Raw genomic sequence first — 14,999 nt, forward strand, 5'->3', positions numbered from 1 at the left:
TGGGTTTACGACCAAAATCGTATTGGACGGCGAGTTAACAAAACTGTCATTCTCGCTGTCAATGCATGAGGCCAATGAGGGCCGCTTCGGAGCACGATCTGACGATGAATGGCGATCCCTGCCTGCTGTCCGCGACCGAATTGCGTCCTCTGATTGCGAATAAGCAGATTTCCCCCGTCGAAATCACCCGCGCCGTGCTCGCGCGCGCCGAGGCGCTCCAGCCCGAGCTGAATTGCTTCATCACTCTCTGTGGCGACGAGGCGATGGAAGCGGCGCGCTCGGCCGAGCGCAAGGTGATGACGGGCGAGCCGCTCGGCCTGCTGCATGGGCTTCCCGTTACCGTCAAGGACATCGTCAACACCAAGGGTGTGAAGACCACATTCGGGGCCGTTCCCTACAAGGACAACGTCCCCACCGAGGACGCCGTCGCGTTCGCCAAACTGCGCAGCGAGGGCGCAATCCTGATCGGCAAGACCACGACGCCGGAATTTGGCAGCAAGTGCCTGACCGACTCGCCGTTGTTCGGCCGGACTCGTAATGCCTGGAGCGCAGAGCGTTCGTCCGGCGGCTCCAGCGGCGGAGCGGCGGTGGCCGTGGCGAGCGGCATCGCGCCGCTGGCGATCGCGACTGATGGTGGCGGCTCTACGCGCATCCCCGCTGCCTGCAACGGCGTGGTCGGGCTGAAGCAGAGCAACGGCGTGATCGCGCACAGCCAGGCGCTGGACGCGTTCGGCAACCAGACCTATGTCACCCCGACGACGCGCACCGTCGCCGATACCGCCTTGATGATGCAGGCAATGGCCGGCGAGGATGCCTGCGATCCCTGGTCGATCGGCGTGCCCGTGCCCGATTTTATCGGCACTGCAGCTGCGCGCGGCGACCTGCGCGGGCAGAAAATCCTGTTCTGTGCTTCGCCGCCGGGACGCCCGGTGTCGTCAGACGTTGCCGCGGCCTTCAAGGCGAGTCTCGATCGGCTCGCCAATCTCGGCGCCGAGCTCGAAGAGTTCTCCGGCGAGGGCTACGATGTCGAGCCGATCTGGCGCGCCATCAACCATACCGTCTGGCGCTCGCGCTTTTCGAAGTTGGTGGCCGAACATGGCAGCGCCCTCAGCGAAGCCTTCGTCAAGCAGATCGCGCTGGCGACCAATGTCAGCGGCGTTGACTATCAGGAGGCGATGTTCGCGCGCACGGCGTTGTTCCGTCGCGTGCAATCCCTGCTTGTGCGCGGGCATCTGTTGGCGATGCCGACCATCACCCGCACCGCGCTGCCGGTCGACCAGGACCTGTTCGGCAAAATCGAGATCGATGGCCGGCAGTTCGACAGCGTCCGGCCGCATTGGTTCCCCTGGACCATGCCGTTCAACATGACCGGCCACCCCGCGATCAGTCTGCCCTGCGGCTTCGGCCGCGACGGTCTGCCGATCGGGCTCCAACTCGTCGGGCGCTTTCGCCGTGATGCGGAATTGCTGCGTGCCAGCGCGCTGTTCGAGGCCTCGCACGACCTTCTCGCCCGCCGGCCGGCTTGAGGGGATGACGATGGTCTGCAAAGGACTTGCGTCCGGCGTCCGGACATGTTGATCGTGCCGCTGATGAGCCCTGGGCCCGACCGCGCATGAGCGTATTTGTCCTCCGACGTGTCCTGACATTGCTGGCGACGCTGGTCGGCGCGTCGGTGATCATTTTCCTCGTGCTGGATGCGCTGCCGGGCAATGCTGCGCAGATGCTGATGGGTGCCGATGCGTCGGCCGACGCGGTTCGCGCGCTCACCGTCAAGCTCGGGCTCGATCAGCCGCTCGCGGTCCGCTACCTGCAATGGATCAAGGGCTTCGTGATCGGCGATCTCGGCAATTCCTATGTCTATGGCACGCCGGTCGCGAGTTTGATCGCGGAGCGGCTGGTGTTGACCATTCCGCTCGCGATCATGTCGATGCTGCTCACGGTGGTGCTGGCGCTCTCGGCCGGCATCTACACCGCGGCCAATCACAATAAGCTCGGCGACGTCGGCGTGATGTCGCTGACCCAGATTGGCATCGCACTGCCGAACTTCTGGTTCGCGATCCTGCTGGTCCTGCTGTTCGCCGTGCGGCTGCAATGGCTCTCCGCCGGCGGCTTTGCCGGCTGGGATGACGGCATCTGGCCCGGCGTCAAATCGCTGCTGCTGCCATCGATTTCGCTCGCCGTGGTGCAGGCTGCGATTCTGGCCCGCGTCACTCGCTCGGCGGTCCTCGAGGTGCTGCGCGAAGACTTCGTCCGTACCGCGCGCGCAAAGGGGCTCGGCAAGCGAGAGGTGCTGTGGAGCCATGTGCTGCGCAACGCCATGATCCCCGTGATGACGGTCATGGGCCTACAATTCGCCAATCTGCTCGCCGGCACCATCGTGATCGAGAACGTGTTTTATCTGCCGGGGCTCGGGCGGCTGATCTTCCAGTCGATTGCCAACCGCGACCTGATCGTGGTGCGCAATTGCGTGATGCTGCTCGCGGCCATGGTCGTCATCGTCAATTTCGTGGTCGACGTGCTATATGCTTTCATCGATCCCCGCATCAAGGTGCACGACCTGTGAGCGCGCAGCTTTCCACTCCGGTTGACGTGCCGGCCGCAACGCGTCCCTTGCCGGCTCGGACCTTCTGGGGCCGCGCGCTGCGCCATCGCAGCTTCGTGCTGGGCGGCGCGCTCAGCCTGCTGGTGGTCGCCTCGGCGCTGCTGTCGCTGGTGTGGACGCCGTGGCCGCCTACCGAGATTGACATCGCATCGAAACTCAGGCCCCCCTCGGCGGCGCACTGGCTCGGCACTGACTCTTTCGGCCGCGACATCGTCTCGCTGCTGCTGGCGGGCGCGCGATCGACCATCCTGGTCGGCATCATCGCGGTCAGCATCGGGCTTACCTTCGGCGTCTGCCTCGGCCTGATCGCGTCGGCCAAGCGCGGCTGGACCGAAGAGATCATCATGCGCTTCTCCGATTTCACCTTCGCCTTTCCGGCGGTGCTCTCGGCGATCATGCTGGCCGCGGTCGCAGGGCCGGGCATGGTGACTTCGATCATCGCGATCGGCATTTTCCAGATCCCGACCTTGACGCGCCTGACGCGCGGCTCGGCCAATGCGATCTGGGCGCGCGAATTCGTGCTGGCTGCGCGGGCCTCGGGCAAGGGCGCCTTCCGCATCACCATCGAGCATGTCCTGCCGAACATCCTGTCGATCCTGATCGTGCAGGCGACCATCCAGTTCGCGCTCGCGATCCTGGCCGAAGCCGCGCTTTCTTATCTTGGCCTCGGCACGCAGCCGCCGCAGCCGTCCTGGGGACGCATGCTGAATGACGCGCAGACCATGCTGTTCCAGTCGCCGATGCTCGCGGTCTATCCCGGTGCGGCGATCGCGATCGCCGTGCTCGGCCTCAATTTGCTCGGCGACGGACTGCGCGATTTGCTCGATCCCCGACTGGCGCGGGAGCGATGACGATGGTTGATGCGGCTCCCCTGATCGCTGTCGACAATCTCGGCATCCGCCTCAACACCAGCCGCGGCCCGGCGCACGCCGTGCGCGGCGTCAGCTTTGCGCTGAAGCGCGGCGAGACGCTCGGGCTCGTCGGCGAGTCCGGCTGCGGCAAGTCGATCACGGCGCTGTCGCTGATGGGATTGCTGCCGGACAGCGCGGTCGTCACCGGCAGCATCAAGCTCGATGGCAACGAGCTCGCGCGGCTGCCGGATGCGGACTATTGCAAGCTGCGCGGCAATCGCATCAGCATGATCTTCCAGGAGCCGATGACGGCGCTCAACCCGATGCACACGATCGGCCATCAGGTCGCCGAGCCGCTGCGGCGCCACAAGAAATACTCCGCCGCGCAGGCGCGCAGAGAAGCGATCGCCTTGCTCGACCGCGTCGGGTTGCCTGATCCGGCCAAGCGCATCGACGCCTATCCGCACCAGTTCTCCGGCGGCCAGCGCCAGCGCGTCACGATCGCGATGGCGCTTGCCTGTGAGCCGGATCTCTTGATCGCGGACGAGCCGACCACCGCACTCGACGTCACCATTCAGGGCCAGATCCTCGATCTCATCGCTGATCTCGTCGAGGAGCGCGGCATGTCGATGATTTTGATCTCGCATGATCTCGGCGTCATCGCCGAAAACGTGCAGCGCATGATGGTGATGTATGGCGGCACTGTCGTCGAAAGCGGGCCGACCGACGAGGTATTCCGCCGCATGGGCCATCCCTACACGCAAGGCCTGTTCCGCGCCCGTCCGCGGCTCGGCGCGCGCAAGGGGACGCGGCTGAAGACGATCTCGGGCACGGTGCCGGAGCTCGCCGATCTGCCGGCGGGCTGCGCCTTCGGCGATCGCTGTCCGCTGGTCCTGGACAAATGCCGCGCGGCGCTGCCGCCGATGGTCGAAGTCGGCCCCGGTCATGTCGTGCGCTGCGTGCGCACCGATATCTCGATCGCCGCGAATGTCGGGGCGCTGTCCGCATGAGCATGGCACCCCTTCTCGACGTCAAAGATCTCGAGCAGCGCTACACGCTGCCGCGCGAGAGCCTGTTTCGTCCGCCCGGTCAGGTACGCGCGCTCAACGGCGTCAGCGTGCAAGTTGCTGCCGGCAAGAGCCTCGGCATCGTCGGCGAATCCGGCTCAGGCAAGTCGACCTTTGCGCGAGTGGTGATGGCGCTGGAGCGGCCGACCGCGGGGCAGGTCACGCTGCTCGGCCGCGACCTCAACCGCATCTCCCCCGATGAATTGCGCCGCGCGCGGCGGGATTTCCAGATGGTCTTTCAGGACCCTTACGGATCGCTCGACCCGCGCCAGACCATCGAGCGGATCGTCGCCGAGCCGCTCACCGTGCTTGACGATGCCGACCGCAATACGTTCCGCGCCCGCGTCGCCGCGGTACTGAAGCAGGTCGGATTGCGCGAAGCGGACATGGACAAATATCCGCATGAGTTCTCGGGCGGCCAGCGCCAGCGCATCGCGATCGCGCGGGCGTTGATCACACAGCCGAAACTGATCGTCGCGGACGAACCGGTCTCCGCACTCGATGTCTCTGTGCAGGCCCAGGTGCTGAACCTGATGCAGGACCTGCAGGAGCAGTTCGGTCTCAGCTACATCCTGATCAGTCACGACCTCGCCGTGGTCGATTATCTCTGCGACGAGGTCGCGGTGATGTATCTCGGTCGTGTCGTCGAGCAGGGGCGTCCCCAAGATCTGTTCGAGCGCTGCGCCCATCCTTATACGCGCGCCCTGCTCGACGCGGTGCCGCGGGCCCGCGCCGGTGGCGGCCGGCGGCGGCGCGGGGCTCAGGCGATCGCCTCGCAATCGGCGGCCGCGACCGGATGCCCCTATGTGGCGCGTTGCCCGCTTGCCGACCAGCATTGCCGCGAGGTTCCGCCCTTGCTACGCAGGGTAGGCGAGGGGCACCTTGCCGCCTGCCACAAGGCGGAGGCCGTGATGGCATTGCCGCAGGTGGCCATGGAAGGTTAGTGTCGGCTGCAGAATTGGCGTAGTCTCAAGAAGACAGAAGAAGGCCGGGGAGTTGGGCATGTTGAAGAAGCTAACGATCGTCGCTTTCGCCGCAGCATTGGCCGCGGCGCCGCTGCCAGTGCTGGCGCAAAGCAAGAAGGACAGCGTCGTCATGGGCATGACGCTGGAGCCGCCGGGGCTGGATCCCACCAACGCCGCGGCTGCCGCGATCGCCGAGGTCACGCTCTACAACATCTACGAGACCCTGACCAAGATCAACGAGGACGGTTCGGTCTCGCCGCTGCTCGCCGAGAGCTGGACCGCCTCGCCCGACTTGAAGACCTATACGTTCAAGCTGCGCAAGGGCGTCAAATTCCAGAACGGCGAAGCCTTCGATTCCGCCGCGGTGAAGTTCTCGTTCGAGCGCAACGCGGCCGCGAACAGCACCAACAAGGACAAGAGCCTGTTCCAGGCCTTCGAGAAGGTCGATGCGCCCGACGCCGGCACGATCGTGATCAGCCTGAAATATCCCGAGCCGAACCTGCCGTTCCTGCTGGGGCAGGCGAGCGGCTCGATCGTGGAGCCGAAGAGCGCAGCGACCAATGTGACGCAGCCGGTCGGCACCGGGCCGTATCAGTTAGGGGCCTGGGTCAAGGGCTCCTCGCTCACGCTCAACAAATGGGCCGACTATCGCAACGCTTCCGCGATCAAGCTGTCCAAGGTGACGATCCGCTTCATCGGCGATCCCGCCGCGCAGATTGCCGCCCTGCTGTCCGGTGACGTCGATGCGTTCCCGCGCGTCACCACCCGCGGCGTTGCGCAGTTCAAGAACGATCCGCGCTTCACGGTGCTGGTCGGCGGCTCCAAGGCCAAGACCATCGTCGCCATCAACGAGAAGAAGAAGCCGCTCGATGACGTGCGGGTGCGCCGCGCGATCCTCGCCGCCATCGACCGCAAGGCATTGATCGACGGCGCGGTCGAAGGTTTTGGCACGCCGATCGGCAGCTTCTACACGCCGGGTTCGCTCGGCTATGTCGACACCACCGGCATCAACCCTTACGATCCCGAGAAGGCCAAGAAGCTGCTCGCCGAGGCCGGCGTTACCACGCCGCTCGAACTCAGCCTGAAGCTGCCGCCGCCCCCCTACGCGCGGCAGGGCGGCGAGATCGTCGCGGCCCAGCTCGCCAAGGTCGGCATCAACGCCAAGATCGAGAACGTCGAATGGGCGCAGTGGCTGTCGCAGGTGTTCGCTCCCAACGGGCCGCACAATTACGACCTCACCATCGTCAGCCATGTCGAGCCGTTCGATCTCGTCAAGGTGACTGAGCCGGACTACTACCTCGGCTACAACAATGAGGCGTTCAACGCGCTCTACAAGCAGATCGTGTCGACGCCTGATGAGGCCGGCCGCGCAAAGCTGCTTGGCGATGCCCAGCGCATGCTGGCCACCGACGCCGTCTCCGCCTACCTGTTCCAGCCGCAATGGCCGACCGTGATCAACAAGAAGCTGAAGGGCGTCTGGAAGGAAGTCCCGCAGTTCGAGAACGACTTCTCGGCCTGGTCCTGGGAATAGGGATCGCTCGATCAAGTCGACCTGGCGCTTCAAGATGGGCCTCTCTCCGTCGGAGAGAGGCCCGTTTTCTTGGGCAGGCCAAAACAAAAACCAGAAAACAACCCCATGCACAGTAGCCGGGGCCAGGTTTTTCAATGGCTTGCGCGATCCGCTCCAATGGCTTGCGCAAGTTCGCGGCGGCGTTGACCCGTCGGGCAAAACACCGGCATGATGCGATCGTTGCGGTCTCGTGGTTCAGGACGTGCCGTCAGGCAGTGCACGCCATGACGAAGCCATCCCGAGACGTCGATGGTTGGCCATACGCTTCATCAAACGAAGTTCACGTTCACAGCCGAGATGAATCAGGACTGCCGGTCCGCGGCGCTGGCCAATCCGAACGCCGCTTTGGTCGTGATGGGCGGCATGGACTTGGTCTTGGTTCCGTTGCCGCCGGCGAGCCGATGGCGAAGTCGCTCCAGCGGCCTCTCAAGACCGACGACGATGAGACAAGACAGCAACAGGCTCATCGCGACCACGGCGGCATAATTGTCGCTGAAAAACTGAATGATCGGGACATGCACGAGATAGACGGGATAGGAGAGCTCTCCGACAAACCGATCGATGGTGGCGTCCTTGAAGGCCACGAAGGCAATCGGAACGACCGCCGCCGCCATGGTCGCCGCAACGAAGCTGTATTGTTCGGGAACGTTCAAGACAAAGCACTGTCCGAGCACGATCAAGCCGGCGATGGCGACCAGCGCCAGGGGCCTTGATTTCGAGAGCGGATGCATTTCGATTTGGCTGAGCAAGCGGAAGCTGAGCATTCCCAACACAAAGAGAGGAAGCTCGAACGGGAAGAAGCGATAAAACCAGGGATCGTGATCCAGTCCGGCGCCATAGGCTGCAAGCCTTGCTCCGGTGAGGATGACAGCGAGCGCACCCAGGTGAGAGCTGCGTAGCCGGGCCAAAAAAGGCACCAACAGATAAAAATACAGCTCCAGTGCCAGCGTCCACGACGGGCGCACGAGCAGATATGACGAAAGCTGAGGGGCAGTGGAATGAAAATTTGCAGTCAAGAATAGCTCGCCGTGATCCACTCCGAGGAACAGCAACGTGTCCTGAAGAAAGATCAAGACGCTGGATGCGAACAGCAGAATGGCCGGCTGCCATCCCAGATTGGCGATGTCGTGGAAGCCGTTCGCGGGCCACAGCGCGAAAGCAAGACCAGCCACGAGCCAATAGGTCGGGAAAATTCGAAAGGCCCGGCTGAGGTAGAACGCTCCTGGCGACGCGTATCGCTGCGACAGGACCATCTGCATGTAGAAGCCGGAAACAACGAAGAAGACTTCAACTGCCATGATCCCCGTCGTGAGACGAAGCCAGGGGAATGGCGGCAGCACATGGTCGCCGACGACAGCCAGCGCCAGGAGCAATCGCAAGAGTCCCATCAGTTCACGCGATCAGACGCAGCACAGCGTCAGGCGTGATGGACGAGTTGCGACTAGCCATTTGCGGCCACTCCCTGCATTGCGGGAATGTTCGTGCCACAACAACTCTTAATGGAATCACAACAGGGGCGTGTGTTCCTGGATTGGAACACGCCGATTGATACAGGTTATTGTGGAACTTTAGCCCGCTGGCGCACTGTTCGGAAACGATGCGCCGCCTGTTGGCTCATGCCGCTTTCGCCTCGACATTGCTGATCCAGTCACGAGCCAACGTCACGTCGGCCTGCGACAATTGGTGTCCTGCCGGCAGCACCTTGTGCTCGACACGCGCGCCTGCTTCCGACAACAGCTCCGCAAGCTTTGCCGAATTGCTCGCCGGCACGATCGGGTCAGCTTGCCCGGACAGCAGCAGCACCGGCTTGCCGTCGAGCTCAGCTTTGGGCGGATCCGACAGCGGCACCATGGCACGCAGCAGGATCGCGCCTGCGAGCACGTCCGGCTTCAGCAGCAACAGCGCAGCCGCGATGTTGGCGCCGTTGGAGAAGCCGACCGCGATTGGCGCGGCGATGCCGTAGCGCTGCCGTGCATCCGCGACAAAATCGCCGAGCTCGAGCGCGCGCCGTCGCACGTCCTGCTCGTCGAACACGCCTTCTGCAAGACGGCGGAAAAAGCGCGGCATGCCATGTTCGAGCACGCGGCCGCGCGGCGAGAGCAGGGCGGAGCCGGGCGAGACCATCTTGCCGAGCCCGAGCAGGTCGTTCTCGTCGCCGCCGGTGCCGTGCAAAAGCAGGAGCGGAGGGGAGCCCGCGCTGGTCGCGGGCTCGAAACGATGAATGAACGAATTCTCGATCATGATGCGGTCTCTTCCAGGCTCGGCAGCACGCTTTCGATCTGCTTGCGATGCTGTTCGAGGAAAACAGGCAGCTTCAGGTCGCGTCCGAGTGTCGCAACGGGCTCGTCCACGGCGAAGCCGGGGATGTCGGTCGCGATCTCGAACAGCACGCCGCCGGGCTCGCGGAAGTAGATCGAGCGGAAGTAGTTGCGATCCCTCTGCTCGGTCGGATGCAGGCCGTGATTGCTCACGAGCTTTTGCGCCATCTGGCCCTGCTCGGCATCGTCAGCCGCGCGGAAGGCGATGTGATGGACGGAGCCGCCACCCTGATGGCCGCGCAGAAAGCCCTTGGCCTCGTAGATGTCGACGACGCTGCCTTGGACATCACCCGGCGCCTTGAAGCGGATCACCGAGCCCTCGCGCCCCGTCTCCTTGAAGCCGAACACGTCGGTGAGCACGGCAGCCGTCTTCGCCGCGCTGTCGAGCAGCAAGGTCACGCCGTGGAAGCCGCGGATCGCATGCTCGGCCGGCACGTCGCCATTGCTCCAGCCGGGCTCGTTCTCGGCGCCGGGAATGCCGACGAGCGCAAGCGCCATACCGTCCGGGTCGGTGAACGGCAGCACGGACTCGCCGAAGCGCTTTTCCAGCGCTTCGTAAGGAATGCCCTTCTCGGTGAAGCGCTGGGTCCAGTAGCCGAGCGAGCGCTGTGGCACGCGGAAGGCAGTCTGATGGGTTTCGCCGACGCCGCGGCGCCCGGGGGACACGCCGGCCCAGGGGAAGAAGGTCAGGATGGAGCCGGGGCGGCCGGTCTCGTCGCCATAATAGAAGTGATAGGTGCCGGGATCGTCGAAATTGACCGTCTTCTTGACGAAGCGCAGGCCGAGATCCCTGGTGTAAAAGCCGAAATTGCGGATGGGGTCGCCGGCAATCGCGGTGACATGGTGCAGTCCAGACATTGTCGTCCTCCAGAATTCGGGGAGCGGTCTTGCTCTGGCCGGAAATATTGTTCCGCTTTGGATTGGAGACAATCCATGCAAATATGACGGCTATGTCTACGATTTGGAAACAATCGACGAGGCGGGCTCTTGGATAAGGTCGCCAGCCTCCGGGCCTTCGTGAAAGTGGTCGAAAGCGGCAGCTTTGCCGAAGCGGGGCGGCAGCTGCGGCTGTCGCGCTCGGCGATCAGCAAATACGTCGCCGACCTCGAAGAGAGCCTCGGCGTCCAGCTTTTGAACCGGACCACCCGCCACGCCAGCCCGACCGAGAACGGCCAACGCTATTTCGAGCGGGCGGTCGTGATCCTCTCGGAGATCGAGGCCGCCGATCAGGCGGTGACGCAGGCCCAGTCGGCGCCGCGCGGACTGCTGCGCGTCAATGCGCCGATGTCGTTCGGCACGATGCGGCTCGGGCCCGTGCTCGCAGACTTCATGGAAGCGTACCCGGAGCTTCAGCTCCAGATGGTGCTCAGCGACGATCTGCTCGATCCCGTCCAGGACGGATTTGACGTGACGCTGCGGATTGCCGAGCTGGAATCCTCCAGCCTGATCGCGCGGAAGATTGTGCCGGTCCCGCGCATGATCTGCGCCTCGCCCGATTACCTCGCGCGCCACGGCAAGCCAAAGCATCCGCAGGACCTGCGCGAGCATGCCTCGCTCACTTACGGCTTTTTGCTCACCGGCAATCAGTGGAAGCTCACGGGCCGCGACGGCGATCACTGGATCCAGCCGGCCTGGTCGCTCTGCGTCAACAATGCCGAGGTGCTGCGCGACGTCGCGATCAAGGGCAGGGGGCTCGCGCTGCTGCCCGAGTTCATCGCCGCGGAGGCTCTCCGGAAAGGCGAGTTGCGGACGGTGCTGGCCGACTATTCGGCGCCGCCGCTCGCGCTCTATGCGGTCTATCCGCCGACGCGGCACCTCTCGGTGAAGGTGCGGCTGTTCATCGATTTTCTGGTCGAGCGGTTTGGGCGTGAGGAGGAGGGTTCGGATGCGCGTCAAAGCTAGGGCGCGTGCTCATGAAATCCGCGATGTTGGCTTATCTCCTAATAGCGGTGTAGAAGCGGACATTTGCATGAGGTCCGAGAAGGGCCAGGACCGGAAGCCTTATTTGTGCTATCCGTCACAGCGGCAATGCAAAGGATACAAAACCAAATGGGTTTTCGGCCGCTCAAGCAGGATTCGTCGTTGGAAGACCGCTTATCCCACTTGCTATCCGAACTTTGCGCTGATTTGGGCTTCTGCATTCCACTTGCTGACGCCCAACGAATTGCGTCAACGAAGGCTCTTACTGCTGATCAATTTGCACACGCGGTGCTGACGGCCGAGGGCTTCGTCGCAGAGTATGAAGAGCGGTGGTTCGTGCAAATTCGGCAGCGCTTTGTCGATAGGTTTGGTCAAGAAATTCGAGCAGAGGACTAAGCGACCCTTGTCCGCTTCGCGTCAAAACCGGAACAACTCCCGATAAGCGCGTAGGTTGGGTTGAGCCCTTGCGAAACCCATCTCTTCGCCATCACCGCTCGCCGTAATCGCGGCCATCATCTGACTGATCGCCTGCCCAATCGGGAGGATAGTTGCCAAGCTCCACGTGGCGATGAAACGAGGACGGCGCCCAATCGCGGACCTGGTCGACGAGCCTGTGCTTGACCGGATTGATATGAACGTAGTCGACATGCCGGGCAAAATCGATCCCGTCGCGAATAGTATGTTCCCAATACCTGCGTTGCCAGATGCCCCGTTCGCCTTTGGCCGAGCGGCTTCGGGATATCCGTTCGTTTCGCGCCAGACGGCGCGAAAATGTGGACTTGGTCAATTGCCAGCGCGTTGCAAAATCGGCATCACCTTCAGGCAACGTCCATACGGTGTGAAGGTGATCGGGCAACACCACGATGGCGTCGATCGTGAATGGATGGCGTTGGCGTGTCTCACGAAACGCCGCACGCAACATCTCCACATGCTCTGTCAGCAACGATAGCTTCCGCTCCGCCAGATTGACGGTGAAGAAGAAGGATCCACCCGGAACGAAGTTGCGGCGGTACGCAGTCATGGCGCGACGTTATCACGAAACAAGTGCGATGGGTTTCGCAAGAGCTCAACCCATCCTACAGACTCGCCGCCTCATTTCTTCCCATCGATAAACTCGCGCACCGCCTTGATGGTCGCTGCCGGATCCTCTTCCATCAGCCAGTGCCCGGCACCCGGAATCACGACCTCGGTGACATCGCTCGCCGCGTTTCGCATCACGACCGCTTCCATCTTGCCGAACGACTTCTCACCGCCGATGGCCAGCACAGGCATGGCTAGCTTGGTCGCGATCGCTTTCTTGTTGTCCTCAGCGTCGGTGCGGATTGCCCTGAACTGGGCGAAGGCCGAATGCATCGCGCCCGGCCACGCATAGAGCTCTGCGTAATGACGGCGCGTCGCTTCGGTGACTTTTGAGGGCGTGCCGGCGAACTCATTCCAGAAGCGGTCGAGGTAGATGCGCTCGCGGCCCTTGACCAGCCGCTCCATGTCGGGGCCGCCGAAATCGAAGTGCCAGAGCTGCGGGCTGCGGACGACCTCGTCCCACGGCGGCACACCGGGCACAGGGGCATCCATGACGACCAGTTTTTCGGTCAGATCGCGATACCGGGCCGCATAAGCGTAGGCCACCATGGTGCCGATGTCGTGTCCGACGACGGCGGCCTTCTCGATGCCGAGCGACTGCAGGACAGCACGCATATCGGCGGCCTGGCTCCATTTGTCGTAGCCGTTCTCGGGCTTGCCTGAGAGACCCATGCCGCGCAGGTCAGGCACGACCACGGTGTGATCGCGCGAAAGGTCAGCCCCGAGCCTGGCCCACATATCGCCGGTATCGCCAAAGCCGTGGATCAGGATCACGGCGGGCCCCTTGCCGCCGACGCGCACATGAATTTGCGTGCCGTTGGCCGGGATCGTCCTGGTCTGGAAGGTGGAAGGGAAGTGTTCGACCTCGGCGTGGGCGGCGGGGGCGAGGAGCATGAGGAGAATGGCGAGATGTCGTGCGCGCACGGGCGCCCCCTATGATTCCAGATTTCAGTGCGTAACCGTACGTTCCTGGGCTGACGCGAGCATATTGTCCAGCGCGCTCATCGACACCTCGCGAAGCGGGGCCAGATCGCGGGCTGCCTCTTGGTGCTCGGCTGATGACATCGAGGCCGCTCCAGCTCGACCTCGCGGCTGCGCTCGAACATGCGGGTGAAACGCATCACGGTTTGTCGAGGCGCCACGTGATGAGTCTGCTGATGCCTGGCGGGCCATCGAACAGCCACCAAGAAGCGCAAAAGCGGCCGAGGCGCTGCATCAGGCCTTTATAATTGGGGTCGCGTCGTTGCGTGTATTCGGCTGCAGTCGCGATTGGTGCCGTCTGTGGCCGTCTTTCAAATCAGGAGGTCGTGGGATGAATGCGCCGTAGCATGATGCGAAGTATTATTGTCGTGACCCGTTGCGTGATCCTGCAAGGCAGGTAGGCCCGCGTTGAGAATTGCCCCCGATTCGACGTCAAGGTTGAGCAGCGCGGGCGGAACGTTGGTCGCCGTCAGCTCAACGACCGCAGTGAGAGGAGAAGGGGAAGCCGGACTATCGAAGTTGAATACCAGTTCTTGGACAGCTCCGGTCTCGGACGTCGCTGCAGCGGGAGGGGCCGGGGCATTCGTTTCGATCGGATTGGCCGCTACCGTTGAGCTTGCAGAACCGGGGTCTAAGGGCTGCACCGTGACGCTTGGTTCGTTCGGCCCGTTGGCTGCGGCTGTTTCTGAACCCGCGTCGGGAGCGTGCGGCGAATTGCCGTGCTCTGTGCTCTTGCCAGGTGCGGCGTCTGGTTCGGTCGGCCCGTTGGCTGCAACTGTGTCCGAGGCCGTGTCGGCGGCGTGCGGTGAATTCCCATTCGCGGCGCTATTGCCAGATGCGGCTTCTGGTTCAGTCGACCCGCTGGCTACAACTGTGTCCGAGGCCATGTCGGGAGCGTGCTGCGAATTGCCATGCTCTGCGCTGTTGCCAGGTGCGGTGTCTGGTTCGGTCGACCCGTTGGCTACAACCGTGTCCGAGGCCGTGTCGGCGGCGTGCGGCGAATTGCCATTCGCGGCGCTATTGCCAGATGCGGCCTCTGGTTCAGTCGACCCGCTGGCTACAACTGCGTCCGAGGCCGTGTCGGCGGCGAGCGGCGAATTGCCATGCTCTGCGCTGTTGCCAGGTGCGGTGTCTGGTTCGGTCGACCCGTTGGCTACAACCGTGTCCGAGGCCGTGTCGGCGGCGTGCGGCGAATTGCCATTCGCGGCGCTATTGCCAGATGCGGCCTCTGGTTCAGTCGACCCGCTGGCTACAACTGTGTCCGAGGCCATGTCGGGAGCGTGCTGCGAATTGCCATGCTCTGCGCTGTTGCCAGGCGCGGTGTCTGGTTCGGTCGACCCGTTGGCTACAACTGGGTCCGAGGCCGCGTCGGGAGCGTGCGGTGAATTGCTGTGCTCTGCGCTTTTGCCGGGCGTGGTGTCCGGTTCGGCCGTTCCGCCGGCTGCGGCTGCGTCCGCGGCCGTCGCGGCAGCGTGCTGCGAATGACCGTTGTCTGCGCTCTTGCCGGGCGCGGCGTCAGCTTCGGTCGGCCCACTGGCTGCGGCTGTGTCCGCGGCCGTCGCGGCAGGGTGCTGCGAATGACCGTTGTCTGCGCTCTTGCCGGGCGCGGCGTCAGCTTCGGTCGGCCCACTGGCTGCGGCTGTGT

Annotated in this window: 13 protein-coding genes and 1 pseudogene; 8 read left to right on the forward strand and 6 right to left on the reverse strand. The window is 63.6% G+C overall.

Annotated elements, in window-relative coordinates:
• Positions 1-104: 104 nt before the first annotated feature.
• The 6 genes from JQ587_RS23795 to JQ587_RS23820 all read left to right on the forward strand — a co-directional run bounded on the left by JQ587_RS23795 (position 105) and on the right by JQ587_RS23820 (position 7,016).
• Entirely contained in the window at positions 105-1,526 is a 1,422-nt protein-coding gene (locus tag JQ587_RS23795; RefSeq protein WP_212426896.1) for an amidase, read from the forward strand.
• Positions 1,527-1,612: 86 nt separating this feature from the next.
• Positions 1,613-2,563: an ABC transporter permease gene (locus JQ587_RS23800; RefSeq protein WP_212300518.1), complete on the forward strand. Its 951-nt coding sequence runs from the start codon at positions 1,613-1,615 to the stop codon at positions 2,561-2,563.
• Positions 2,560-3,453 carry an ABC transporter permease gene (locus JQ587_RS23805; RefSeq protein WP_212426882.1) on the forward strand — a complete coding sequence of 298 codons (894 nt, stop codon included), beginning with the start codon at positions 2,560-2,562 and terminating at the stop codon, positions 3,451-3,453. The genes JQ587_RS23800 and JQ587_RS23805 overlap by 4 nt, the downstream gene beginning before the upstream one ends.
• On the forward strand, positions 3,450-4,463 hold the full coding sequence (locus JQ587_RS23810; RefSeq protein WP_433995307.1) for an ABC transporter ATP-binding protein: 1,014 nt from the start codon (positions 3,450-3,452) through the stop codon (positions 4,461-4,463). The genes JQ587_RS23805 and JQ587_RS23810 overlap by 4 nt, the downstream gene beginning before the upstream one ends.
• Positions 4,460-5,464 (forward strand): ABC transporter ATP-binding protein, encoded by a 1,005-nt coding sequence (locus JQ587_RS23815; RefSeq protein ID WP_212300520.1) that lies wholly within the window; start codon positions 4,460-4,462, stop codon positions 5,462-5,464. Before JQ587_RS23810 ends, JQ587_RS23815 begins: the two co-directional genes overlap by 4 nt.
• A 58-nt stretch (positions 5,465-5,522) precedes the next feature.
• Positions 5,523-7,016: an ABC transporter substrate-binding protein gene (locus JQ587_RS23820; RefSeq protein ID WP_212300521.1), complete on the forward strand. Its 1,494-nt coding sequence runs from the start codon at positions 5,523-5,525 to the stop codon at positions 7,014-7,016.
• 341 nt (positions 7,017-7,357) lie between these two features.
• On the opposite strand, the gene JQ587_RS23825 is transcribed toward JQ587_RS23820, so the two are convergent.
• The 3 genes from JQ587_RS23825 to JQ587_RS23835 form a co-directional block, all read right to left on the reverse strand.
• Entirely contained in the window at positions 7,358-8,428 is a 1,071-nt protein-coding gene (locus JQ587_RS23825) for an acyltransferase family protein (protein ID WP_212426884.1), read from the reverse strand.
• A gap of 241 nt (positions 8,429-8,669) precedes the next feature.
• Complete coding sequence (locus JQ587_RS23830) at positions 8,670-9,296, reverse strand: alpha/beta hydrolase (RefSeq protein WP_212426885.1); 627 nt, start codon at positions 9,294-9,296, stop codon at positions 8,670-8,672.
• Positions 9,293-10,231 (reverse strand): ring-cleaving dioxygenase, encoded by a 939-nt coding sequence (locus tag JQ587_RS23835; protein WP_212426886.1) that lies wholly within the window; start codon positions 10,229-10,231, stop codon positions 9,293-9,295. Before JQ587_RS23835 ends, JQ587_RS23830 begins: the two co-directional genes overlap by 4 nt.
• A gap of 129 nt (positions 10,232-10,360) precedes the next feature.
• Here JQ587_RS23835 and JQ587_RS23840 point away from each other — a divergent pair, with 129 nt between their 5' ends.
• Together JQ587_RS23840 and JQ587_RS23845 are read left to right on the forward strand one after the other, a co-directional pair.
• Positions 10,361-11,275, forward strand: a complete 915-nt coding sequence (locus JQ587_RS23840) for a LysR family transcriptional regulator (protein ID WP_212426887.1) — start codon at positions 10,361-10,363, stop codon at positions 11,273-11,275.
• A 147-nt stretch (positions 11,276-11,422) separates the two neighbouring features.
• Positions 11,423-11,689, forward strand: a complete 267-nt coding sequence (locus JQ587_RS23845; RefSeq protein WP_212426888.1) for a hypothetical protein — start codon at positions 11,423-11,425, stop codon at positions 11,687-11,689.
• 91 nt (positions 11,690-11,780) lie between these two features.
• Here the strand turns inward: JQ587_RS23845 and JQ587_RS23850 are convergent, their stop codons facing one another.
• From JQ587_RS23850 to JQ587_RS23860, 3 genes and pseudogenes are all read right to left on the reverse strand, one after another.
• A complete protein-coding gene (locus tag JQ587_RS23850; protein ID WP_212426889.1) occupies positions 11,781-12,314 on the reverse strand; it encodes an REP-associated tyrosine transposase in 534 nt (177 codons plus the stop codon).
• Positions 12,315-12,385: 71 nt separating this feature from the next.
• The gene (locus JQ587_RS23855) at positions 12,386-13,267 is read right to left on the reverse strand and encodes an alpha/beta fold hydrolase (RefSeq protein WP_212426898.1); all 882 of its coding nucleotides are present in this window, start codon (positions 13,265-13,267) and stop codon (positions 12,386-12,388) included.
• Positions 13,268-13,665: 398 nt separating this feature from the next.
• Positions 13,666-14,999 (reverse strand): annotated as a pseudogene (locus tag JQ587_RS23860) (hypothetical protein); the annotation flags it as partial.

The sequence above is a fragment of the Bradyrhizobium manausense genome (assembly GCF_018130615.1).
Taxonomy (GTDB): domain Bacteria; phylum Pseudomonadota; class Alphaproteobacteria; order Rhizobiales; family Xanthobacteraceae; genus Bradyrhizobium; species Bradyrhizobium manausense_A.

Bases quoted from the DNA above. Each gene is read 5' to 3' on its own strand.
- JQ587_RS23795 (WP_212426896.1), top strand. From the start codon at position 105: ATGAATGGCGATCCCTGCCTGCTGTCCGCGACCGAATTGCGTCCTCTG.
- JQ587_RS23800 (WP_212300518.1), top strand. From the start codon at position 1,613: ATGAGCGTATTTGTCCTCCGACGTGTCCTGACATTGCTGGCGACGCTG.
- JQ587_RS23810 (WP_433995307.1), top strand. From the start codon at position 3,450: ATGACGATGGTTGATGCGGCTCCCCTGATCGCTGTCGACAATCTCGGC.
- JQ587_RS23815 (WP_212300520.1), top strand. From the start codon at position 4,460: ATGAGCATGGCACCCCTTCTCGACGTCAAAGATCTCGAGCAGCGCTAC.
- JQ587_RS23820 (WP_212300521.1), top strand. From the start codon at position 5,523: ATGTTGAAGAAGCTAACGATCGTCGCTTTCGCCGCAGCATTGGCCGCG.
- JQ587_RS23830 (WP_212426885.1), bottom strand. From the start codon at position 9,296: ATGATCGAGAATTCGTTCATTCATCGTTTCGAGCCCGCGACCAGCGCG.
- JQ587_RS23835 (WP_212426886.1), bottom strand. From the start codon at position 10,231: ATGTCTGGACTGCACCATGTCACCGCGATTGCCGGCGACCCCATCCGC.
- JQ587_RS23845 (WP_212426888.1), top strand. From the start codon at position 11,423: ATGGGTTTTCGGCCGCTCAAGCAGGATTCGTCGTTGGAAGACCGCTTA.
- JQ587_RS23850 (WP_212426889.1), bottom strand. From the start codon at position 12,314: ATGACTGCGTACCGCCGCAACTTCGTTCCGGGTGGATCCTTCTTCTTC.
- JQ587_RS23855 (WP_212426898.1), bottom strand. From the start codon at position 13,267: ATGCTCCTCGCCCCCGCCGCCCACGCCGAGGTCGAACACTTCCCTTCC.